Source organism: Paracoccus mangrovi (assembly GCF_042648425.1).
GTDB classification, from domain to species: domain Bacteria; phylum Pseudomonadota; class Alphaproteobacteria; order Rhodobacterales; family Rhodobacteraceae; genus Paracoccus; species Paracoccus mangrovi.
This window is the reverse complement of the sequence record NZ_JBHRXJ010000001.1, coordinates 172,206-195,677: the sequence shown is the minus strand read 5'-3', so window position 1 is coordinate 195,677 and position 23,472 is coordinate 172,206. Positions and strand designations below refer to the sequence as shown.

The following is a 23,472-nucleotide window of genomic DNA, read 5'->3' as shown; positions in this document are numbered from 1 at the left end:
AAAGGGAGGAAAGACCATGTCATTCGTGAAAACCTGTCTGAAATCGCTGCCGCTGGCGGCCGCGCTGGCCCTGTCCGCCGGCGGCGTTCTGGCCGCCGATATCGCGGTCATCGCCGGATCGGCCAATGATGAATTCTTCAACCGGATCAAGAAGGGCGTCGATCAGGCGACGCTGGTGATCGAGGCGAATGGCGGCAAGGTGAATTACCTGCCGACCCAGAATTACGACAATTTCGGTCCCGATCTGGTCGGGCTGATCAATACCGCCGTCGGGCTGGGCGTCGACGGCATCGCCACCCCGATCTGGGTCCCCGAGGCCCAGATCCCCGCCCTGCAACAGGCCGCGTCCCAGGGCATCAAGATCATGATCTATAATTCCGGGTCCGAACATCAGGATGCGGTTCAGGGCATCAACTATTTCGGCGCCGATGATCGGGTGGCCGGGGTCGCGGGCGGCGAATACATGGCAAAGAACGGCGCCAAAAAGATCCTGTGCCACATCCATGTGCCCGGCGCGGTCAATCTGGAAAGCCGCTGCGACGGCGTGACCGAGGGGGCCAAGGCCAATGGCGCCGAGGTCCTGCGCCTGCCGACGCCCGCCAATATCGATTCCGACGCCACCGCCACATCCGAGGCGATCAAGGCCGAACTGCTCAAGGATCCGTCCATCGACGCGGTGATCACCGGGGCGGCATGGGCATCAGATGCGGCGGCCATCGCGGTCCAGCAGGCCGGGCGGCCGGTGATGCTGGGAACATTCGACCTTAGCCCGTCGGTGCTGTCGCGGATCAAGGATGGCAGCCAGAAGATGGCCATCGACCAACAGCCCTATCTGCAATCCTTTCTGGCCGCGACCATGCTGGCCGCAGAGATCGACTTTGGCACCCGGCTGGCGACCGAACCGGTCCTGACCGGCCCGGCCATCGTCGATGCCAGCAATGTCGAGGTGACGATGCAGGGTGTCGAAAAGGGCGCACGCTAGCGCCTCCCGATACGGCCTCCGATCCGCGCGGATGGTGCGGATCGGTCCCCGGACCACCCATCGGTGACGGGCGGAACCAGCAAAACAAGAAACAGGGATCTTGTGATGAACAATCTTTCTTTCGGCAACCTTTTGCGCCGCCCCGAGGCGGGGGCGCTTCTGGGCCTGCTGGCTGTCCTGGTCTTTTTCGTCATTTTTGGCGGGATCGATTTTCTGAAACCGGCGGGCACGGCCAGCTGGCTGAACGTGGCCGCCAATCTGGGGATCGTCGCGCTGCCCATCGGGCTTTTGATGATCGCGGGGGAACTCGACATCTCGATCGGGGCGATGATCCCGGCGGGGTCGATGACGGTGGCGATCCTGTCGGGGCATTACGACCTGCCGCTTTGGGTCGGGGTTCTGGGATCGCTTGCCGTGGGGGTCGTGGTCGGGCTGGTCAACGGCATCCTTGTCGTGCGCACGGCGGTGCCGTCGCTGATCGTCACGCTTGGCATGCTGTTTGCGGTGCAGGGGCTGACGCTGGGCTTTTCGGTCCTCATGACCGGGACCACCTCGGTCGCGCTGAACGCGGCGCCATGGGGCAAGTTCCTGTTTGGCCATTTCATCGCCAATTCGTTTCAGGTCATCATCCTGTGGTGGTTGGCGATCACCGCGATCTATATCTTTTTCGTGCATTATTCGCCCTTTGGGAACTGGCTCTTCGCCATGGGCGGCGACAAGGTCAGCGCGCGCAACGCCGGCATCCCGACCGACCGGCTGACCATCATCCTGTTCGTGCTGTCGGCGACAAGCGCGTCCTTTGTGGGCATGTGCCAGGCGATCCTGTTCAACTCGGCCCAGGTGTCGGGGGGGATGATCTTTATCTTCAACTGCATCATTTCGGTGGTGGTTGGGGGGGTGCTGCTGACCGGGGGGTTCGGTTCGGTCATCGGCATCTTTTTCGGCACCATCACCTTTGCGATCGTCAATCAGGGCATCTATTTCACCGATTTCGACCGCAACTGGTCGTCGCTGATTATCGGGATCATGCTGTTGCTGGCCGTGTTGATGAACAACACCTTCCGGCAGATGGCGCTCAGCTACACCCCCAAGAAGAAATGAGGGAGGAAACCACCATGTCGACCCCCATTCTGGAACTGGAAAACGTCTGCAAATCCTTTGGCCCCATCGACGTGCTGCATGGCATCAACCTGCGCGTCCATCCGGGCGAGGTTCTGTGCCTGCTGGGCGATAATGGCGCCGGCAAGTCGACGCTGATCAAGACGCTGGCCGGTGTTTATAGGCCCAGCTCGGGCACGGTGAAATTCGATGGCCGGCCCATCGAATTCGCCAATCCCAAACAGGCGCAGGACATGGGCATCGCCACCGTCCACCAGTTCGGCGGCACCTTCCCGTTGATGTCGATCGGGCGCAGCTTTTTCGTGGGCGTCGAGCCGACACGGGGCTGGGGCATCTTCAAACGCTATGACCGCAAAAAGGCCAATGAAATCGCGGTCAAGGCGGTCCAGGATTTCGGCATCACCCGCATTGACGATGGCGACCGGCTGATCGGTGGGCTGTCGGGCGGCGAAAGGCAATCGCTGGCCATTGCGCGCGCGGTCCATTTCGGTGCGCGGGTGCTGATCCTCGATGAACCCACCGCCGCGCTGGGCGTCAAACAGGCCAGCCATGTGCTGCGCATCGTGCTTGAGGCCAAGCGGCGCGGTCTGGCGGTGATCTTTATCACCCATCAGGTCATGCATGCGATGACGGTTGGCGATCATTTCGGCGTGCTGATCAAGGGTGCGCTGGCCGCCGATTTCCGCAAGGGCGAACGCTCGCGCGAGGAAATCACCGATCTGATGGCCGGGGGTGAGGCGATGGCCGATCTTGAGGCGATGATCGACGATTACGCGGCCAGCCATGACGGGCACGCGCCGCCCCTGTCGCCGGGCTGAGACCGGGGGCGGTCGCGCATCCGCCCCCTGAACCACATCCCCGAACCATATCCCTGAACCAGATGTCCGAGCCGCCGCCTGCGGCGCCATGATAGGTGTCTTTCCGATGTATAACGGCGGACACAGGATTGCGCGGCCCCTGCGCCGGGGCATGGTTGGCGGCGGCTTCGCCGGTCTGGTCGGCTTCGTGGCCCGATCAGCTGTTTTATCGGGTGCGGGGTGGGCCGGGGCGATGCCGGGTTTCTGCGAAGCCACCGCTCTCCCGATATCCGCGCCGGCACCGAAGGCGTGTGTTTGACCGAAAGGGCGGTGCCGGTCCGTCGGCGCGCCCGATCTTCACCGCATCAGAAAGACAGCATCATGAAGCTTTCCATTTGCACCGATGTCATGGGCGATCTGGCCTTTGCCGAGATGCTCGACAGATGTGTCGAACTTGGCGTCGAGGGGGTCGAGATGACCGGTGGCGGCTGGTCGCGGGCGCCGCATTTCCGCGCCGATGAGCTTTTGTCCGACAGGGGGCTGCTCAAACGCAAGCTCAGGGAAATCGAGGCGCGGGGGCTGGGCATCGCGGCGCTGAACTGTTCGGCCAATCCGCTTGATCCGGGGCCGATGGGCCAACGCCATCTGGCCGAGATGCGCGACACCATCCGGCTGGCGGGCGAGATCGGGGTGACAAAGATCGTCACCATGTCCGGTCTGCCCGAGGCCGCGCCCGGTGACATGGTCCCGAACTGGCTGGTCTATACCAAAAGCTGGCCCGACGAGATGCCCGAACGCGACCGTTACCAATGGGATGACCGGGCCTTTCCGCTATGGCACGATCTGGTGCGGCTGGCGCGCGAGGTGGGGGTTGAAAAATACGCGCTCGAGAATTTTTCGGCCATGCTGGTCTGGAACCCCGAAACCCTGTTCCGGCTGCGGCGCGAGGTTGGCCCGATGGTGGGCATGAACCTTGATCCCAGCCACCTGATCTGGATGGGCGCCGATCCGATCCATTCGGCCCGCGCGCTGGGCGATGCGATCCATCATTGCCATGGCAAGGACACGCGCATCGAACGCGGCCGCGCCGATGTGGACGGTCTTTGGGAACTGCGCGAGGTGACGGATGTGGCCAACCGGACCTGGAACTATGTCGCGGTCGGCGCCGGCAAGGATCTGGTCTGGTGGAAAGAGTTTTTCTCAGTCGTCAGGATGATGGGCTATGACGATTGGGTCAGCCTTGAGATGGAGGATTTCACCATGTCGACCGAGGCGGGCATCCGTTCATCGATCGCAGCCTTGCAGATGACCATCAGCCGTTAGGGGCAGGGGCGTGGCACAGGGGGCCGGCGATCAGCGCGAGAGATAGAAATCGGCGACGCTTTTCACGCGCAGCTCGATCTCGGGGGCGGCGCCGGCCATGACATCCAGTTCGGCATAGGCCGACAGGTCAAGGCCGCTCTCGTCTGCGATGGCGCTGACCGGCACCTGACTGTCCTGAAAATCGCCAAAGACAAAGCGCCCGTCCGCCACGCGGGGCAGAAAATCCATCTGCGACCGGCGATAGCCAATGGTCGTCAACTCGCCCGTGGCGGCATGGACAAAGGCCAGAACCTTCCAGAAGGCGGTGGGAATGCGGCGGTTGTAATAGACCGGATCATCCTGCGACAGCACCGGCCCGGTGATGACCGTCACCCGCAGATTGGCGCGGTCGGCATTGTCCAGCACATAGTTTTCCAGATCCAGCCAGATGCCGCCGTTAAAACCCTGACGCTGGGGGGCGACATTGGTGATGTGAAAGGTGTCGGCATCGGCCGTGCGCGCGGTGTCAGGCTCGCCCCAGTTCGGATCCTCGCGCCGGGTCATGTGGCCGCGGCTGAACAGGCCTTGATTGGCATTGCCATAGCCTTCGCGCAGGTTCTGGACCTCGGCCGGGATGCGCGGGTCGCGCCGCCATATATCGGTGCGATCCACGTCGCGATCCGATTGGCTGCCGTCGATATTGCAGGCGCTGAACAGCGGCAGGGCGCGCGATTGCGACATGACGACCGAGAAATGCGTATAGCGCAGCTCGGTCCGATCCCGGTCCCCGTTCTGGCCCATGCGCCGGGCCTCGGGCAAAAGCGTGACCAGATCCCCGGCCCAGCGGCCGGCACCCGGCAAGGGCAGCGGCCGGTCGGACAGAATGAAGCCGGGGTCATAGCCCCGGCGGTCGGCATAATCGGCAAGCGGCAGCATGGTCTCGGACACGCGCAGGGGCTCGGCGCGTGTCGACGGGCCAAAGCCGCGCGCCATCAGCGCAGCTGTGCCTTATGCGGGGGATTGAGGGTAAAGATCTTTTCCTGCGCAAGCTTCCACTGGTCCAGCTGACCGATATACTTGCGCACCTCGCTGAGCGTGCCCTTGACCCGGATCGTGCCGGGCACGATTTCCTCGGGACGCAGGGGGCGCAGATGATCCAGCGCCTCGGCCGTTTCCTCGCGCGAGGGGTCGCGGTCGTCGGAATAGACGAGCATGCAGCTTGCGGTATCCTTGCGTTGCACCTTCATTGCCATCACCTCTGGTCGATCAGGCCGGCGCCTTCGTATTCGGGGCCGAAACCGATCGGAACGGCGTCATCGTTCGCCATGCGTATAATGTCGTCGGACCGTTGTTGGTTCCGTTCCGCCGACAGGATTTCGGGGCTTCGCGACAGCAACCGGGCAAACAGCCCCGCCACGGCGGGACAGGCCATCGAGGTGCCATCCATCACCCCCTTCGAGTCCTTGCTGACCCAAGATATAATACCAACACCCGGTCCGATAAAGTCCACTTCCGGCCCGATATTGCTGAATCTGGCGAAAAAGCGGTCTTTCACCGGGGCCGGATCCTCGGCCACGTTGCGCGGGGTCATCACCCCTTCGGGCCATGCGTTCAGCACGCCGCCGGCCGAAACCGCGACCACCACGCCCGACCGCGCCGGATATGACACCGGGGCCATATAGTCGTTCCCGGTCGCCGCGATGCAGACCACGCCAAGCGCCCGCGCGCGCCGCACCTCGCGCGAGATCGAGACCGGTTCCGAGGATTGGCCAAGGCTCATGTTGATGATGTCGCAGCCATCCTCGACCGCCTGACGGATGGCGCGGGCGATGGCGAATTCGCTGGCCCCGCCGTCGCCCTTTTCAAAGACGCGATAGGAATGCAGCACCGCGCCGGGCGCCAGCCGGGCGACGATGCCGGCGACATGGGTGCCGTGACCGGTGCCGTTGTCATACCATTCATCCGCCGGTTCGGTCCCGGTGGTGTTCAGCCCGCGTTCGAGGTTCAGCCCCTTGGCGGGGTCGACGCCGGTATCGATGATGGCGACCTTGACCCCGCGCCCGTCGGCGGCCTTGGCCGGGGTCAGCATGAGGTCCAGCCCGTCCTGAAAATCATCCGCGATGGGCACCAGTTCCAGCACCAGCTCGGTGGTGCCATCGGCATTGACGGGGATGTCGCTGGCCCCGCCCGGCCAATAGCCGGCAAGCGGCTGACAGATCACGGCGTCGATCCGGGTCTGACCGGCCGGCAGGGGCGTGCGATAGGTGCCGTCCTTGTCGGTTTGTGCGTCCGAAATCCCGAAGCCCCGCCGCCGGTCCAGCACGACCACGACCGAGGCCCCCGCGACCGGCTTGCCGGTCGTCTGATCGATGCAGCGCAGCGCAAGTTCCTTGGCCGAGCGAAAGGCCGAGGGCTTGGCCTGTTTGCGGATGATGTTGGTCTGTCCAAAGCGCAGCGGATAAAGCCGCAATTCGCGCCGCACGCGCAGCCCCGGATAGGCCATCTGCAATTCCCGCGCCTGTGCGGGGGTCATGCTGACCAGCGACGCCTCGTTCTCGCCGATGGAATCGATCAGCCGGATACGCCCGGCGTCGGTTTCCATAAGCCGCAGCCGGGGCCGGGTCGCGGGCCGGGTGCCCTTGCCCGCGCCATCGGCCATGCTGCTGGTCAGGGCGGTGCCGGATTTTCGGAACAATCGCCGGTGCATGGCGCGAAACAGCTGAAAGCTGGTGGTTTCCATGGTGTCGTTGAAGACATTGTCTTCGGGAACGATCACATAGCGGGCGGACTTCTGGGACATGCGCATCGGCTCCTTCCTGCAATCGCAAGGCTACACCATTGCGCCCGATTCACCAGAGGCGGACGGGGGCCGCGCCCCCCGCTTCGGCAAGGAACCGCCCCCGGGGACGCGCGGCCAGCGGCAAAAGGGCGCGCACGCGCCACCGGCCCCGGTCAGATGATGGGAAAATCGTGGCGGCGCAGGAAGTCCCAGATGTCGCGGTTCAGCGCCGACATGCGCGCAAGCTCGCGGTCCAGCTCTGCCAGCTCGTCCCCGTCCAGATTCTGTTTGCGCCCCATATGGATGCGGTCGCGCCGGTCGGCGATCCGCATCAGGATCGTCGCCACCGAGCCGTCATCCTGAAACGACCAGATGCTGTGATTATAGCGGTGACGCACCGTCGACAGCTTGGCGAAACGCGCCGTCAGCGCCAGCAATTCGCGTTGCTGCGCGCCCGGCACCAGTTGCAGCTTGGCCAGCCGCTCGACCAGTTCGATCCGGCCGCGGGTCGCCGGGACAGACAGGAACACGACCACCGCCGCGTTCTGCGTCATGCCCGTCAATCCCGCCATAAGGTGGATCAGCAGGCTTTCGGTATTGCTCCAGGCATAGTTGAGCCGGCCGACGCGCAAGAGCACGGCGTCCAGTTCCGCCTCGGGAAGGGGGGTCTCCGTCACGGGGGGCGCGGGATGCGCGGTGGACGGGGACTGCGCGGGGGATGGTGGGGGTGCGGGGGATGGGGGCGCGGTCACGTCCGTGCCTCGCGATAGCGCATCGCGGCCTCGGTCCGGTTATGCGCCCCCAGCCGCAGATTGGCGTTGCGCAGGTGCAGCTTGACGGTATGCACCGACAGGCCCAGATCGGCCGCGATCTGTTTGTTCGAGCGGCCATCGGCAACCAGCCGCATCACGTCATGCTGGCGCCGGGTCAAGCCGCCATCCCCATCCCCGGCAAGCGCGATGGCCGGGGGCGCGGTGATCGCCGGCATGATGATGTCGGGACAGATGTAATTGCCGCCATGCGCGACGATCCTGATCACCGACAACCAGACATCCAGCCGCAGGTTCAGCGGAAAGATGCTGACCGCGCGCCGCCGCAATTCGGTATCGCCGTAACAGGCCGCGCCAAAGCCCGCGCTGCAAAAGGCGATGGCCAGCGCGATATCCTCAAGCGCCAGCAGAAAGGCGCGGTCGTCGCCGGTAAGGTTGCGCAGGGTCGGCTCGTCCAGCACCACCAGCGCCGGCCGCTCATCCGCGAATTCGATGAGGTCGCGCAGCCCGCGAAACGAGGGCGCAAGCGCGACCGTGATATCGGCCAGTTCCCGGTTCGTGACCGAAATCAGGCTATGCGAGAAATTGCATTGCGTGCCGACGAAAAGGATCGCCGCCGTTTCACGGGATAATCGAAAAGGCAGGGCGTCGCGGGCGTCGTCGCCCGACACGCCATCGCAGGAAATGATGTTCATGACATTCCACTCACTTGCGCATGGTGCCCCCTGAGCAAGGGCGACCAGATGTTCCCGCGCCACAATCCGCTTCCCCACCAGCCGACCGCGAGATCAGCCTAGCAAATTTTTGCCCATTTCTCAAAGAGCAAGGTGAAACAAAAGTTCAAAAATCAAGGAAATATAGTTGTTTAGTTTCGCAATGGCACAATCCTGACGGGTGCGGCGGCCCGAAAGACGCCTGCGCGCGGCCATCCTGACCAAAGGGATTAAGCCGATGGGGCAGTGATGCGGACGATCCGGGACTAAGGTCTATACCCCTGCGTCTATGGGGCGGCCAATCGGGTATGGGCGGGGCTAATCTCATTGTGCGGCTAGGCCGAATCGCTGTGGGGCGCGAAGCTTTTCGAATGATCGGCCGGGGATTTTCCGGCGCCGGTCAGGCGGGGCGCGTGCGAAAGGTGGCGCCGTGTTCCGCATCCTCCGCAAGACCGGGACGGTCGCGCCGTCGTGACGGTGAGCATTAGCTCGGCGATCGGAACCGGCTTGTCGTTTCCCACCGGAATCCGGCGGTTCGGCGCGCTTGCGAATGATCCGGCTGCGCCCCGCCATCTCGTACAAAGGGAGATACGACCATGGTTGCAAGCCGTAACATGAATCTTTTCGCCTGGCCGGTCGACAGCCAAAGCCAGGACCAGGATCAGGGCCAAGGACAGGATCAGGGCCAAGGCCAAGGCCAAGGGCAGGGTCAGGAGCAACTGAACCTGCAAGGCCAGGCTCAGGGGCAAGGTCAGGGCCAAGGTCAGGGCCAGGATCAGGCCCAGAGCCAAAGCAATGAGAATGCCAATTCCAACGAGAACAGCAACGCCTCGGAAAGCAGCAGCTATACAGAGGCGGCCAATGCGGCCCGGAACGGTGCCGAGAATGCGGCCCAGAATGCCGCCGGCAACGAGGCCGTCAATGAGGCCGCGAACGCGGCTTCCAATGACGCCGAGAACACCGCCAGCAATGATGCAAGCAACGATGCCGACAATGATGCCAGCAATTATGCCGAGAACACGGCCTATAACGACACCGATGTCGACACCGATGTCAGCACCAATGTGTCGACGGTGGTGGATGTCGGGCTGAACCTCGATGGCTGGACGCCGACGGATAATGATTTCGCCGATATCGATCTGGACAATGCCGCCGGCACGATGGGCGATCTGTTCGTCAATCGCGACGGCAATATCAGCGTCGGCACCAATGACATCAATATCTCGAACGTGCTGAACAATTCGCTGAACGGTCCGGGCAACGACAATTCCTTCATCATTCCGCAATCGGCGACGATGGAGGATCAGGACGAACTGCATAATCCCAGCGTCTCGAACAATGCCGATTTCAACCAGAATGGCAGTGCCTATGGCGGCACGGCCGATGCGGCGGATGGCATTGACGCCGGCGGTCAGGGCGGCGACGGCGGTGCCACGGGCACGTCGGATGGCGGCGACGGCGAGACCTATGCCTATAGCGGCGACGCGGGGGCATCGGGCGGCGCGGCCGGCGGCGGCGATGGCGGCGGCGCGGGCGCAACCGGCGGTGATGGTGCCGGCGGCAGCGCGCTGGGCGTCGGTCTGGGCGTCGGTCAGGGCGGCAGCGCCGATGGCGGCGATGCGGGCGGACTTGCGGCCGGGGTCGGTGCCGGTCTCAGCGGCGACGCCACGGGCGGCGACGCGGGCGCAGGCAGCCTTGCCGGGGCGCTTGGCCTTGGGGCCGGTGGCCCGGGCGGCGATGGCGGCAGCGGCGGCGCGGGCGGCAATGGCGGTTCCGCCGATGCCGGACCCACGGGCGCGCTTGGCCTTGGCCTGGTCGGTGTCGGTGTCAACAATGACAGCGGCAATGGCGGCACGGCCGGCGATGGCGGTGCGGGTGGCGCGGGCGCGGATGGCGGCGCGGGCGGCACGGGTGCCGGGATCGGCACCGCGCTTTCGGGGGCTGCGGCGCTTGCCGGCGATGCCGCCTCGGGCGATGCGGGCGGCCTTGGCCTGGGCGCGGTGATTGCGGGCGGCGGCGCCGGCGGCAGTGCCGATGGCTTTGGCGCGGGCTTTGGCGGCGCCACGGCCGGCGCGGGCATGGGTGGCGCGGCCAATGGCACCACCGGCGGCGCGGGCGGTGCGGGGCTTGCCACCGGCGGCTTTGCCATGTCGGGCGAGGCTGGCAACTGGGACAGCGGCAATGGCGGCGATGGCGGCCAGATCCTGTCCGGCGACGGCGGCTATGCCCATGCCGGCACCTGGGGGTCGAACAATGGCGATGACGGCTTTGTCACCGGTACTTCGACGGCCTCGGCGGATGCGGTGCTGGACACCACGGCCTTCAATCAAAGCATCGTCATGGGCGCCAATGTTCTGGGCAATACCGTCGACATGACCGTGGTCGGCGGCAATCTCAGCTCGACCGTGATCGGTGACGACGATCTTGGCTGATCCGTCCGGTATCTGAACAGGTCCTGCGCGATCCGTTTCGCGCAGGACATCGCGTAAGTGGTTCTGCCTTGGCCCTGCGCCGCAATCGCATCAGTTGGGAAGGCATTGGACATGTTGACCATTCATGCCGTGGACGAGGCGATCTGGCATTTCATCGGCGTCTTTCACCTTGCCGAGGAACGGGGCCGGATGCGGATCGATTACGACCGCTTCAAGCCGGTCAAGACCGATCCCGATCCGGGCGCGATCCAGCCGCTCGACCAAGGCGCGGCCCATCCCTATGATCCCTTGGATCACCTGCCGGAAATTCCCTATATCCCGCCGGTTCCGGCCATGGGTCCCCTGTTGGCCGAGGCTGCGGCCTCTTATGGCGGGCCGGACCTGTGGGTGGCGATGCCGGGGCGGGGTGACGATGGGATCGGTCCCGTCCATCCGCCCACCATCCCCGCGTCAAGCGCATCGCCGGGCCTGCCCCATCCGCCCCATATCGTCCCCGAGGCGCCGCCGGTCCCGGTCTGGATCGTGCCGCCGCCCGGATCCAATGTCGTCATTGCCGTCCAGCACGCGCGGCTGGCCGATGACGACCGGATCGATGCCGGGGACATGCAGGGCGGCACCGTCGCCCCCGATCAGATCATGGCGCGGATGGAGGCGCTGGTGGCGCAGGCGGCGGATCACGGGGTCGCGCTTTCCGTGGCGCTGCCGGCCGATGAAATGGCTTTCCGGCTGATCGCGCAGGAATTTCAGAATGCCGAAGCGCCGGCCAATCCCGCAATCGGCCCCACAAATGGTCCCGCAGCGGATGCCCATATCGGCGTCCTGACCGGGGACGATGTCGCGGGGCTTTATCAGGACGGTCAGGCCATTGCCGCGCGCCCGGATCTGGACGCATTGCTGCCCCGCTATCAGCGCGCCGAGGCGGCCGAGGCCGCCCGCATCGCGCGCGAGGCCGCGGCCGACGATGCCGAGGATACCGCCCAGGATGGCCCCGGTCACGAATCCGGTCACGTCGCGACCGAACCGGATGCGGGCGGCCTTGGTCACGAGCTGATCCACGGCGCGAATACGCTGGTCAATCAGGCGGTGATCGTTTCGGCGGCGATTGCCGCGCCAGTCGTCGCGGTGGCGGCGGGGGTCTATAGCTATAACATCATCAGCCAGACCAATATCTGGAGCGATATCGACAGCCTGACCGGCATTGCCGGCGGCGCGGAGGATGCTGCGACACAGGGCTTGAACCTTGCCAGCTATACCAGTTTTTCGAACCCGATCCCCGACAGCGCCGGGCCGGGCGATGCGCCCCAATATTGGGCCACCGTCACGCTTGAAGGCAGTTTGATCAGCTGCAACTGGATCGAACAGTTCAACCTGATGTCCGATAACGATGTCACCGCGATCACCCTTCAGGCCGATCAGAGCCTGTTTCTGATGGGGGGGAACGGCGCGCTGAACCAGATCTCGCTGAGCGAGCTGGGATCGAGCTATGACCTGATCATCGTCGGCGGCCAGATGATAAATCTGAACGCCATCCTGCAAACCAATGTGCTTTTGGATGACGACCGCATCATGGTCGGCGGCGGCGGGCAGGGCGCGCAGATCAGTTCGGGCGACAACCTGCTGGTCAACGATGCCGCCATCACCCAGATCGGCCACGACAATATCACCCAGACCACCGCCCAGATCGATGCCATGCTGGCCGATGCGGCGGAGGGGCGGGTAAGCTTGCCGCAATCGGTGCTCGATGATCCGGCATTTCGCGACCTTGCCGTGGTGCGGGTCCTGCAAATCGAGGGCGATCTGGTATCGCTCAACTTCCTGCGACAGACCAATATCCTGGGCGATGCCGATCAGATCGAGCTTTATCGCGACGGGTTGACGGCCGCCGGGGGGGCGGTCGAGGTGGTGGCCGGCTCGAATATGCTGGTCAACGCCGCGTCGATCACCGAATTCGGGGTCGATGCCGATATCTATTCCGGGGGCGGGATTTATTCCGACGCATTGCTGTATCAGGCCGAGCTGGTCTCGACCGACGATCCGCTGATGCCCGATCCCGGATCGGGACTGGCCAGCGAGGCGGTGCTCTTCCTGGCCGAGGGTATGCTCGGCGATGACGGCGAGAATGTCGAATTCCGGCCCATCGGCACGGATCACGCCATTTCCGCCGATGCCATGGAAACCGTGCTGACATGACCGCATCCGACACGACGACCGAACGCCTGCGTCTGGGCCCCGAAATGAGCGTGGACTGGCAGGGGCAGGGGGGCGCGTCCCCGCCGGCCACAGAGGGGAACCGGGGCACCGGCCCCACCATCGAGCGACAGGCGGGGCGGCTGCCCGATGAGGCGACCCCCGCCGGCCCCGCGCCGGGGCCTGTCGCCGCGTCGCGGGGCGGCGACGGCTTTCACAAGCGGGTTTCCGAACCCGAGATCGCGGGCGCGCTGGCCACGGCCATCCGCCGCATCCGGGTCAATATCCTTGGGGTGGTGCTGTTCAGCGGCATCGCCAACCTGCTGGTGCTGGCGATCCCGGTCTATCTGTTCCAGATTTCGGACCGCGTGCTGACCAGCCGTTCGGTCGACACGCTGGTCATGCTGACGGTGGTGATCATCGGCGCGGTGCTGTTGCAGGTGACATTCGACGCGATCCGGCGCGGCATGCTTTTGCGCAGTTCGGTCGATATCTCGGCCCGGCTGGGCGCGCCGATCCTTGCCGCCGCCGCGCGCGCCTCGTTGCAAAGCAACGGTCAGGAATATCAGACGCTGGGCGATTTGCAGCAGATGCGCAGCTTTCTGGTGTCGGGCACGCTTTTGTCGCTTCTGGATCTGCCTTTTGCGCCGGTCTTCATTCTGGCGATCTTTCTGGTGCATCCGCATCTTGGGCTGATCGTGCTGGCCACGGCGCTGGCGCTTTTGCTGATCGCGCTGATCAACCAGCGCGCCACGGCCGAGCCCTTTGCCCAGGCCAACCGCCATCTCAGCCGCGCCAATCTGCATCTGGATTCGATGGCCCGCAATTCGCAGATCATCAACGCGCTGGCCATGATCCCCGAGGCGGTGACGATCTGGGGTCGTGACGCCGCCGCCTCGATGCAGTCGCAGGTGCGCGCACAGGACCGTAACATCGTCTTTGCCGGGCTGTCGCGCGGGGTGCGGCTTTTGACGCAGGTCGGGCTTCTGGGCTGGGGCGCCTATCTGGCGCTGCGGGGGGAAATCACCGGCGGCATGGTCATCGCGGCCTCGATCATCGCCGGCCGCGCGCTGGCCCCGATCGAGGGCGCGATCGAGGGCTGGAACAGCGTGCTTTTGTCGCGCAACGCCTATGGCCGGATTTCCGCGCTGCTCAGATCCTCGCCGTTAAACACCCGGCGGCTGCATCTGCCGCATCCCGAGGGGCGGCTGGATGTGGAACGCCTGCTCTATGTGCCCGCCGGAACCAAGCGGGTGGTGCTGAACGCGCTGACCTTTTCGCTGCGCCCCGGGGCCTCGCTTGCGGTGGTCGGCAAGTCTGGGGCGGGCAAGACGACGCTGGGCAAGATGCTGGTCGGATCGATCCTGCCCACCTCGGGCAGTGTGCGGCTGGATCTGATGGATCTTCGCAACTGGGATCAGCGCCAGCTGGGCCAGTGCATCGGCTATCTGCCCCAGGACGTGCAGCTGTTTCCCGGCACGATCAAGGACAATATCGCCCGCATGCGCCCCGATGCGCGGGACGAGGATATCTATCAGGCGGCGGTGCTGGCCGATGTCCATGACATGATCGCCAAGCTGCCCGAAGGCTATGAAACCGTGGTCGCCGCCGATGGCGCGCCATTGTCGGGCGGTCAGAAACAGCGCATCGGCCTTGCGCGCGCGTTCTTTGGCAATCCGCGTCTGGTGGTGCTGGACGAGCCGAATTCCAACCTCGACACGGCCGGCGATCAGGCGCTGTCGCGTGCCATGGCGCTTGCCAAAAAGGACGGCATGACCGTGATCGTGGTCACGCAGAAATACCAGCTTTTGCAGGATGTGGACAATATCATGCTGTTGGCCGACGGACAGATCGGGGCCTTCGGGTCGCGCGACCAGATGCTGGAACGGCTGACCGGGCGCAAGCCGGGGGCGCCGGCCGCGACCGAGGTGGGCCATGTCTAGGACAAGCGATCCCGACGGGCTTTATGACCGGGTGCCGCGTTCGGTCCGGGGGCATCTGATCTTTGGGCTGGTGCTGCTGGTGCTGTCCTTTGGCGGCTTTGGCGCCTGGGCGTTCCGGGCCGAGCTGTCGGCGGCGGTGATGGCGCCGGGCAGCTTTGTCGCCACCGGCCGCAACAAGATCGTCCAGCATCTGGAAGGCGGCATCATCCGCGAATTGCCGGTGGCCGAGGGCGACAGCGTCAGCGCCGGTCAGGTGCTGGTCCGTCTGGACCAGACCGCCGCCATCGCCAACCAGCGCGAGCTTGAGCTGCGCCGCGCCCGGCTTGAGGCGATCAGCGCCCGGCTGCGGGCCGAATATAGCGGGGCCGGGACATTGGTCTTTGCCGGCTTTCTGCTGGACCATGACAATGAGCCGGCATTCGCCGCCATCATGGCCGAACAATCCGCGGCCTTTCGGGCCGCCCGCGCCCGGCTGGATGGCGAGGTCGTCCTGTTGCAAAGCAATATCGCCGCCAGCGAATCCCGGATCCTGGGCTATCGGGACCAGCTGACGGCGGTCGAGACCCAGCTTGCGCTTTTGCGCGACGATCACCTGGCCCGCGATACGCTGTTGCAGCGCGGTCTGGTCCGGCGCAGCGAGGTGAACGCGCTCGCGCGCGCCATCGCCGATGCCGAGGGCGAGGCGGGCCGTCTGAAATCCCTCATCGCCGAGACAGAAGAGGCGATCCAGAAGGCCAGAAGCGAAATCGAACAGGCGCTGAACCGCCATGCCCAGACCGCGCTGGACGAAAGCCAGGGCATCGAGGCCGAATTGGACAGCGTGCGCGAACAGTCGCTGAAGGCGCAGGACATCGTGGCGCGGGCGCAGATCACCTCGCCGGTTTCGGGCACCATCGTGCGGATGTATTATCATACCGCCGGCGGCGTGATCGAGCCAGGCAAGCCGATCATGGAAATCCTGCCCCGCGACGCGCCGTTGATCGTCGAGACGCAAATCTCGCGCAGCGATATCGACGCGGTCGAGATCGGCCAGAAGGCGGCGGTGCGGCTTTCGTCGCTGAACCAGCGCACCACCCCGGTGCTCGAGGGGACGCTGGTCTATGTCTCGGCCGATGCGCTGACCACGCAGTCGAACGGCACCGCACAGGAAATCTATATCGCCCGGATCGATCTGGCGCCGGCCGAGCTGCGCCGGATCAGGGGGTTCAACCCGACGCCGGGCATGCCGGCCGAGGTGATGATCGAAACCTCGGCCCGGACATTCGCGCAATATCTGATCAAGCCGATCGAAGACAGCCTGTCGCGCGCCTTCCGCGAGGATTAGACCCGGCGCAGGGCGCGCGCCCATGTCGTTCGGGCGGCGTATCCCGGTTTTGCCCCGCGCAGGGACCGCGATGCCGGCAATCCGGCATCGATCGGGATCCGATCCGACGGATGCCGGCGGCCGGCACCCCCTGAACGGGATCAGAGGTCCAGCGCGGCCATCATGCGGACCGCCTGCGCGGCCTCTGCGCCCTTTTTCACGAAATGGGCATGAAAGAAGGCGTGATGTTCGCCGCTCGGCTGAAAGTTGTGGGGGGTGAGGCTGACGGAATAGGTGGGCACGCCCGTTTCCATCTGCGCCTGCATCAGGCCCGAGACCACCGCCTGCGCCACGAAATCATGCCGGTAAATGCCGCCATCCACCACCAGCGCGGCCGCGACGATGGCGTCGAATTTCCCGCTTTGCCCAAGCTTTTTCGCCAAAAGCGGCATTTCGAATGCGCCGGGCACGTCAAAGGACGCGATCCCGACATCCTGCCCGGATGCCGCCATGTCGCGTTCGAAACCGACAAGCGCCTGATCGACGATATCGGCATGCCAGCGGGCCTTGATAAAGGCGATGTTCAGTTTTTCAGTCATGAGGAACCTCCTGTGTCCAGAACGGTCCCAAGGCGATAGCGGCCGCGGCCGGCACAATGCGCCGGCCCGTCCATTCTCTTTCATCCGGACTATACCGTCGGCCCCGGAGTTTCACCGGATCTGCTGACCCTGCGGATTGCAGGCGCTCGCGGGCTGTAACCGCCGGTGGGGAATTTCACCCCGCCCCGAGAACATGCGCTATATCGCGGTCATCGCGGCCGGATACAAGGGCCTGTCCGGGCCGCGCCCGCATGCCTAGAGGATCGACTGGCCGGTGGCGGCCCAGTCCTTGCTGAACTGTTCAAGCCCCTTGTCGGTCAGTACATGCTGCGCCAGCGTCTTGATGACGGCCGGCGGGATCGTCGCCACATCGGCCCCGGCAAGGGCTGCTTCGCGCACATGATTGGCCGACCGGATCGAGGCCGCCAGAATTTGCGTCCCGAACCCGTAATTGTCATAGATCTGGCGGATGTCGCGGATCAGATCCATCCCGTCGATATTGATGTCATCCAGCCGCCCGACAAAGGGGCTGATATAGGTCGCGCCGGCCTTGGCCGCCAAAAGCGCCTGATTGGCGGAAAAGCAAAGCGTCACATTGGTGCGGATGCCATGGGCGCTGAAATGCCGGCAGGCCTTCAACCCCTCAAGCGTCAGCGGCAGTTTCACCACCACATTGGGCGCGATACCCGCCAGATGCGTGCCCTCGGCGATCATGCCGGGGGCATCCAGCGCCGCCACCTCGGCCGAAACCGGCCCCTCGACCAGGGCACAGATCTCGGCGATGACGTCCTTGAAGTCGCGGCCGGATTTGGCGATCAGCGAGGGGTTGGTGGTGACGCCGTCCAGAAGGCCGTAATCGTTGAGTTCGCGGATATCCGCGATGACGGCGGTGTCGACAAAGAATTGCATCGCAAGGTTCCTTATTTGGCGGCCAGCGTTTTCGCCCGGGCGACGATGGCCTCTTTGGTGATGCCGAATTCGCGATAGAGCCGGTCGATCGGTGCCGAGGCGCCAAAGCCGGTCATACCGATCACGTCATCCTCGGTCGCGACATAGCGGGTCCAGCCGAACTTGCCCGCCGCCTCGATGGCGATGCGCGGCGCCTCGCCCAGAACCGCCTTGCGGTAAGCCTCGGGCTGGGCGTCGAACAGCTCCCACGAGGGCATCGAGACCACGGCGACCGACAGGCCATCGGCATGCAGCGCCTGCGCCGCCTCGACGGCGATGGCGACCTCGGTGCCGGTGGCGATCAGCGTCACCTCGCGGCCCCCGGCATCGCCGCCGCCGAACTGGCGCAGCACATAGGCGCCCCTGGCGGTCAGGTTCTCGGCCCCCGCCTCCAGCCGCAGTTGCGGCACATCCTGCCGCGACAGGGCCAGCAGCGACGGGATATGGCGGTTGCGGATCGCGATGTCCCAGGCCTCAAGCGTTTCGACCGCATCGGCCGGGCGCAGCACCGTCAGATTGGGGATGGCGCGCAGCGAGGCCAGATGCTCGACCGGCTGGTGGGTCGGCCCGTCCTCGCCCAGACCGATGCTGTCATGGGTCATGACATAGATCGTGCCGACCCCCATCAGCGCCGAAAGCCGGATCGCGTTGCGGGCATAGTCGGAAAACACAAGGAAGGTGCCGCCATAAGCGATGAAACCGCCATGCAGGTTGATCCCGTTCATCGCCGCGGCCATGCCGAATTCGCGCACGCCATAGCCGATGTAACGGCCCGGCGCCTGCCGCGTATATTGACTGTCCACCGCCTTGACGCGGGTCAGGTTCGAGCCGGTCAGATCGGCCGAGCCGCCGATCATCGCCGGCACCGCCGGGGTCAGCGCCTCAAGCGCCATCTGGCTGGCCTTGCGGGTCGCGGCCTTGACCGGATTGGCGAAGAGCCGCGCGCGGGCGTCGCGCAGCGCCGGTTCGTAATCCGGGGGCAGGGTGCCCGCCTGACGCTGCTCGAACGCGTCGCGGGTTGCGGCGGGCCTGGCGGCAAGGCGCGCCTCCCATGCCGCGCGGGCCGTGGCGCCGCGCGCGCCGATCTCGCGCCATTGCCGCAAGAGGTCATCGGGGATCACAAAGGGGTCGGCGCCCCAGCCGATGGCCGCGCGGGTCAGCGCGGTCTCGTCCTTGCCCAGCGGCGCCCCGTGGACGGCATAGCTGCCGGCCTTGTTGGGCGAGCCAAAGCCGATCACCGTCTTCATCGCGATCAGCGAGGGCTTCGCGGTCTCGGCCCGGGCCGCCGTGATCGCGGCATCCAGCGCGCCGCCGTCATGGCCGTCGCAGGACAGCACATGCCAGCCCAGTGCCTCGAACCGCGCCGGGATATTTTCCGAAAAGCTGACCGAGGTCGGCCCGTCGATGGTGATGGCATTGTCATCGTAAAGCACGATCAGCTTGCCAAGGCCCAGATGACCGGCAAGGCTTGCCGCCTCCTGGCCGACGCCTTCTTGCAGGCAGCCGTCACCCAGCATGACATAGGTGCGGTGATCGACCAGATCGTCGCCGAATTCGGCGGCCAGCCGGCGTTCCGCCAACGCCATCCCGACCGCCGTCGCCAACCCCTGACCCAGCGGGCCGGTCGTGGTCTCGATCCCCTTGGCATGGCCATATTCCGGGTGGCCGGCGGTGATCGCGCCCCATTGCCGGAAATTGCGGATCTGTTCGATGGTCATGTCCTCATAGCCGGTCAGGTGCAGCACGCTGTAAAGCAGCATCGAGGCATGGCCGTTCGACAGCACGAAACGGTCGCGATCCGGCCAGTCGGGGTGCGCGGCGTCGAATTTCAGATGCTTGCCGAACAGCACGGCGGCGGCATCGGCCATGCCCATCGGCGCGCCGGGATGGCCGGAATTGGCGGCATTCACCGCATCCATGCTTAGCGCGCGGATGCAATTCGCCAGCGCGAAATTCTGCGGGTCCAGTGCCGCCTTGGCGGCGATCTCGGGCGACATGGTCATCGCATTCTCCATCTTGGAAAGCGGCGGGGCGCGCGGGGCCCCGGCTCGGGATCGGTGCGGGTTTCAGGCGGACAGGGCCGGGATGATCGGCCCGAAATCCACCGCCTTCGGGGACGCGCCGCCCATCGGCGCGCCATCGTCATCGGCCAAGGGCGCGCGGTTCAACCCGCGCAGCCCCGGTTGCCGGCGGATCCCGGAACCGGGCTTTCCCCGGCCCGCCGGCTTACCAACAGCAGAAACCGCCATCGACCAGCAGATCGACCCCGGTCACAAAGCTGGCCGCACTGGACAGCAAAAAGACGGCGGGGCCGACCATTTCATCGACGCCGGCCATGCGCTGCATGGGCGTCTGTTCCTCGAAGAGCTTGGTTTGATGCACCATTTCGGGGCGGGTGTTCATCGGGGTTGCCGTATAGCCGGGGCTGATCGTGTTGACGCGGATGCCGCGTTCGACCCATTCCATCGCCATGGATTTCGACATGTGGATGACGCCGGCCTTTGACGCATTGTAATGGCATTGCATCAGCCCGCGATTGACGATCACGCCCGACATCGAGGCGATGTTCACGATCGAGCCGCGACCATGTTTCAGCATCGCCCGCGCCTCTGCCTGACAGGACAGGAAGACCCCCTTGAGGTTGATGTCCATCATGGTCTGGAACTGGGCTTCCTCCATCTCCTCGGCCGGGTTGGCATTGGCGATCCCGGCCGAATTGACGGCCAGCGACAGCGCGCCCAGTTCCGCCTCGGTCCGGGCGACGGCATCATTCAGCGCGGCGGACTGGGTCACATCGGCGGCGATCTGGATGCTGCGGCGACCGGTCCGGGCGATGAAATCGGCCGTCTGCGCAAGCCCGTCATCGGTCCGCCGGTCGAGCAGCGCCACATCGGCGCCGCATTGCGCCAGACCCATGGCGATGCGCTGGCCGATCCCGCTGCCGGCGCCCGTCACAAGGGCGGTATTGCCGGACAGATCGAACAGTTTTGGCGCATTGAGCGTGATGTCGGACATATCGGTTTTCCTTTTTCAGATGGTCGCCAGTTCCATGATCGAGACGTCATTGGCCGCGTCGCGATCAAGGATACCGGCCTGTTTGCCTTGCGCCATCACCATGATCCGGCTTGAGACGCCAAGCACCTCTTCCAGATCGGAACTGACGACGATCACGGTGACGCCTTCGCGCGCCAGATCCATGATCAGCTCATAGATCGAGGACCGCGCGCCCACATCGATGCCGCGCGTGGGTTCGTCCAGAACCACCACCTGCGGCTTGCGGGCCAGCCATTTGGCCAGCACCACCTTTTGCTGATTGCCGCCCGAAAGCTCGCCCGCGTTCTGTTGGCCCCGGCCCTTGACCCCGAACCGGGCGATATATTCATCGGCAAAGCTGTTCAGACGCCGCGCGTTCAGCCAGCCGTTCCGGGCGATTTCCCTGAGGTTGGGATAGCCGATATTTTCGGCGATGGAATGGTCAAGGATGACGCCTTGCAGCTTGCGATCCTCGGGCACCAGAACGATGCCGTTGCGGATCGCGTCGATGGGCGAGCGGGGGGTGATGGTCTTGCCGTGCAGCCGCACCTCGCCGCCCGAAATGGGATCGGCCCCGGTGATGGCGCGCACCAGTTCGGTCCGGCCCGCCCCGACAAGGCCCGCGATCCCGAAAACCTCGCCCTTTTTGACGGCAAAGTTGATGTCGCGAAAGCTTCCGGCGGCAGAGGTAAGACCGCGCACCTCAAGCGTCACCTGATCCGTTGCCTCGGGGATGGTCGGGAACATGCGTTCCAAGGAACGGCCGACCATGGCCTCGACGATGGTGCGGATGGGGACATCGCCACGGTCGAATTCCTGAACCTTGGCGCCGTCGCGCATGACCACGATGCGGTCGCTGACCTGACGGATTTCTTCGAGCCGGTGCGAGATATAGATGATGCCGACGCCTTCGGCTTTCAGCCGCTCGATCTGGCGGAACAGAAGCTGCGTCTCTTCGCCGCCAAGGGCGGCCGTCGGCTCGTCAAGGATCAGCAGCTTCGCGTTCAGCGTGAGCGCCTTGGCGATCTCGATCAGCTGCTGGTTGGCGGTGGACAGGCCCTCGACCAGCCGGCGGGGCGAGATTTCAAGCCCAAGGCGGCGCAGGCCGGCATGGGCGCGTTCCTCCATCGCGGGGCGGTCGATGCGGCCGCCTTTCATCAGATAGCGGCCGACAAAGACGTTTTCGGCGATGGACAGCTGCGGCAGCAGTTTCAGTTCCTGATGGATCATGCCGACGCCGGCATCCATCGCGGCGCGGGGACTGGCAGGGGAATAGGGCGCCCCCTGCCAGGTCATTTCGCCCGAACTTGGCTGAACGGTGCCCGAAATGATGTTCGAGAGGGTGGATTTCCCGGCACCGTTTTCACCAAGCAGCGCCACGACCTCGCCGGCATAAACGTCGAGATCGACACCATGCAGCACCTCCAGAGGTCCATAGGACTTTCGGATCTGGCGCAGGGAGAGGATAGGAGTTCGTTCCGTTGTGGTCATGACGCGCTCTTTCGGCCTGGATCAGGGATGCTCGGCGACGTATTGCGCCGCGTTTTCGGGCGTGGTCAGAAAGCCCGGCAGCAGCTGTTCGGCGGGCAGCGTCTCGCCCGCGGCCAGCTTGATGGCGCTGTCGACGGCCAGACGGCCGATGCCGCGCACCTGCTGGGTCGCGGTGGCGGCAAAGCCACCCTCGGCCAGGATCGGCAGCGCGGTGGTGTCGCCGTCAAAGCCGCCGACGATCACGCCCTCGGCGCCCGAAACCTTGACCGCCTGTGCCGCACCCAGGGCCAGACCATCGGCCTGAGCAAAGATGATCTTCACATCGGGATGGGCTTGCAGCAGGTTCTGGGTGATGTTCAGGCCCTCGGCCTGCGACCACTGCTCGCTCCACTGTTCGGCGACCAGTTCGACGCCCGGATTTTCGCCGATCGCCTTCATGCAGCCCTTGGTGCGCTCGACCTCGGGGGTGGTGCCTTTCTGGCCATGGACCATCAGCATCTGGCCCTTACCCTCGGCCTTGCCGATGATGTATTTGCAGACCTCATAGGCCGAGGTGGCGTTGTCGGTGGCGATGAAGGTGTCGCCCGGCGCGCCATCGGCGTTGCGGTCGACGTTCACGACCGGAATGCCGGCATCCTTGGCCAGACGGGTCGGCACGGCGGCGGCGGCGGCCCCGGCGGGGATATAGATGAAGGCGTCGATGTCCTGGGTCAGCAGATCCTGCACCTGGCTGACCTGGGTGGCGCTGTCATTCTTGGCGTCGACGGTGATGACCTCGATGCCCTTTTCCTTGGCATAGGCTTCGACGCCCAGCTTGATCTGGTTGAAATAGTCGGCTTGCAGGTTCGACACGGCAAGGCCGATCTTCTTGACCTCGCCGGCGGAAACGCCAAGCGGGCTGAGGGCGGTGGTTGCCAGTGCGACGGCAGCCCAGATAGCGGTCTTGATCTGCATGTAAGTTTCCTCCGTTGATAGTGGCCGCCTTGCTGGCGGACCTGAAAGCGTCACGGCCGGGCGACCTGTCCGAACGTGGCCGCATTGCACCTCCCGCGCCCCGAAAGGGGGCGGGCGGGG

General features: G+C 65.1%; 19 protein-coding genes and 1 riboswitch. Of the genes, 8 read left to right on the top strand and 11 right to left on the bottom strand.

Annotated features, from left to right (window positions below; genetic code table 11):
- Positions 1–16: 16 nt before the first annotated feature.
- The 4 genes from ACFOMH_RS00925 (at position 17) to ACFOMH_RS00910 (ending at position 4,221) form a co-directional block, all read left to right on the top strand.
- Positions 17–982 carry a substrate-binding domain-containing protein gene (locus tag ACFOMH_RS00925; RefSeq protein ID WP_374424824.1) on the top strand — a complete coding sequence of 322 codons (966 nt, stop codon included), beginning with the start codon at positions 17–19 and terminating at the stop codon, positions 980–982.
- A 105-nt stretch (positions 983–1,087) separates the two neighbouring features.
- The gene (locus ACFOMH_RS00920) at positions 1,088–2,083 is read left to right on the top strand and encodes an ABC transporter permease (protein WP_377742020.1); all 996 of its coding nucleotides are present in this window, start codon (positions 1,088–1,090) and stop codon (positions 2,081–2,083) included.
- A 14-nt stretch (positions 2,084–2,097) separates the two neighbouring features.
- Positions 2,098–2,919, top strand: coding sequence for an ATP-binding cassette domain-containing protein (locus ACFOMH_RS00915; protein ID WP_377742018.1), 822 nt, complete (start codon positions 2,098–2,100; stop codon positions 2,917–2,919).
- Between the two features lie 360 nt (positions 2,920–3,279).
- A complete protein-coding gene (locus ACFOMH_RS00910) occupies positions 3,280–4,221 on the top strand; it encodes a sugar phosphate isomerase/epimerase family protein (protein ID WP_377742016.1) in 942 nt (313 codons plus the stop codon).
- Between the two features lie 30 nt (positions 4,222–4,251).
- Here the strand turns inward: ACFOMH_RS00910 and ACFOMH_RS00905 are convergent, their stop codons facing one another.
- The 5 genes from ACFOMH_RS00905 to ACFOMH_RS00885 all read right to left on the bottom strand — a co-directional run bounded on the left by ACFOMH_RS00905 (position 4,252) and on the right by ACFOMH_RS00885 (position 8,444).
- Entirely contained in the window at positions 4,252–5,193 is a 942-nt protein-coding gene (locus ACFOMH_RS00905) for a DNA/RNA non-specific endonuclease (RefSeq protein ID WP_377742014.1), read from the bottom strand.
- A complete protein-coding gene (locus ACFOMH_RS00900) occupies positions 5,193–5,447 on the bottom strand; it encodes a hypothetical protein (protein WP_374425960.1) in 255 nt (84 codons plus the stop codon). Before ACFOMH_RS00900 ends, ACFOMH_RS00905 begins: the two co-directional genes overlap by 1 nt.
- 5 nt (positions 5,448–5,452) lie before the next feature.
- Positions 5,453–7,000, bottom strand: a complete 1,548-nt coding sequence (locus ACFOMH_RS00895; RefSeq protein WP_377742012.1) for a S8 family serine peptidase — start codon at positions 6,998–7,000, stop codon at positions 5,453–5,455.
- A 152-nt stretch (positions 7,001–7,152) separates the two neighbouring features.
- The gene (locus ACFOMH_RS00890) at positions 7,153–7,656 is read right to left on the bottom strand and encodes a hypothetical protein (RefSeq protein ID WP_377742010.1); all 504 of its coding nucleotides are present in this window, start codon (positions 7,654–7,656) and stop codon (positions 7,153–7,155) included.
- 71 nt (positions 7,657–7,727) lie between these two features.
- On the bottom strand, positions 7,728–8,444 hold the full coding sequence (locus ACFOMH_RS00885) for a helix-turn-helix transcriptional regulator (RefSeq protein WP_377742008.1): 717 nt from the start codon (positions 8,442–8,444) through the stop codon (positions 7,728–7,730).
- A 632-nt stretch (positions 8,445–9,076) separates the two neighbouring features.
- Here ACFOMH_RS00885 and ACFOMH_RS00880 point away from each other — a divergent pair.
- The 4 genes from ACFOMH_RS00880 (at position 9,077) to ACFOMH_RS00865 (ending at position 16,348) form a co-directional block, all read left to right on the top strand.
- Positions 9,077–10,894 carry a hypothetical protein gene (locus ACFOMH_RS00880; RefSeq protein ID WP_377742006.1) on the top strand — a complete coding sequence of 606 codons (1,818 nt, stop codon included), beginning with the start codon at positions 9,077–9,079 and terminating at the stop codon, positions 10,892–10,894.
- A gap of 111 nt (positions 10,895–11,005) precedes the next feature.
- Entirely contained in the window at positions 11,006–13,084 is a 2,079-nt protein-coding gene (locus ACFOMH_RS00875) for a hypothetical protein (RefSeq protein WP_377742004.1), read from the top strand.
- Complete coding sequence (locus ACFOMH_RS00870; protein ID WP_377742003.1) at positions 13,081–15,024, top strand: type I secretion system permease/ATPase; 1,944 nt, start codon at positions 13,081–13,083, stop codon at positions 15,022–15,024. The genes ACFOMH_RS00875 and ACFOMH_RS00870 overlap by 4 nt, the downstream gene beginning before the upstream one ends.
- On the top strand, positions 15,017–16,348 hold the full coding sequence (locus tag ACFOMH_RS00865) for an HlyD family type I secretion periplasmic adaptor subunit (RefSeq protein ID WP_377742001.1): 1,332 nt from the start codon (positions 15,017–15,019) through the stop codon (positions 16,346–16,348). Before ACFOMH_RS00870 ends, ACFOMH_RS00865 begins: the two co-directional genes overlap by 8 nt.
- A gap of 140 nt (positions 16,349–16,488) precedes the next feature.
- On the opposite strand, the gene ACFOMH_RS00860 is transcribed toward ACFOMH_RS00865, so the two are convergent.
- From ACFOMH_RS00860 to ACFOMH_RS00835, 6 genes are all read right to left on the bottom strand, one after another.
- A complete protein-coding gene (locus ACFOMH_RS00860) occupies positions 16,489–16,926 on the bottom strand; it encodes a 6,7-dimethyl-8-ribityllumazine synthase (protein ID WP_377741999.1) in 438 nt (145 codons plus the stop codon).
- A gap of 68 nt (positions 16,927–16,994) precedes the next feature.
- Positions 16,995–17,123, bottom strand: a riboswitch (FMN riboswitch).
- Between the two features lie 58 nt (positions 17,124–17,181).
- Entirely contained in the window at positions 17,182–17,835 is a 654-nt protein-coding gene (fsa, locus tag ACFOMH_RS00855; protein ID WP_377741997.1) for a fructose-6-phosphate aldolase, read from the bottom strand.
- Positions 17,836–17,846: 11 nt separating this feature from the next.
- Complete coding sequence (gene tkt, locus ACFOMH_RS00850) at positions 17,847–19,877, bottom strand: transketolase (protein ID WP_377741995.1); 2,031 nt, start codon at positions 19,875–19,877, stop codon at positions 17,847–17,849.
- 223 nt (positions 19,878–20,100) lie between these two features.
- Positions 20,101–20,889 carry an SDR family oxidoreductase gene (locus ACFOMH_RS00845; protein ID WP_377741993.1) on the bottom strand — a complete coding sequence of 263 codons (789 nt, stop codon included), beginning with the start codon at positions 20,887–20,889 and terminating at the stop codon, positions 20,101–20,103.
- 15 nt (positions 20,890–20,904) lie between these two features.
- Positions 20,905–22,398, bottom strand: a complete 1,494-nt coding sequence (locus ACFOMH_RS00840) for a sugar ABC transporter ATP-binding protein (protein ID WP_377741991.1) — start codon at positions 22,396–22,398, stop codon at positions 20,905–20,907.
- A 21-nt stretch (positions 22,399–22,419) separates the two neighbouring features.
- A complete protein-coding gene (locus ACFOMH_RS00835) occupies positions 22,420–23,352 on the bottom strand; it encodes a substrate-binding domain-containing protein (protein ID WP_377741989.1) in 933 nt (310 codons plus the stop codon).
- Positions 23,353–23,472 lie beyond the last annotated feature (120 nt).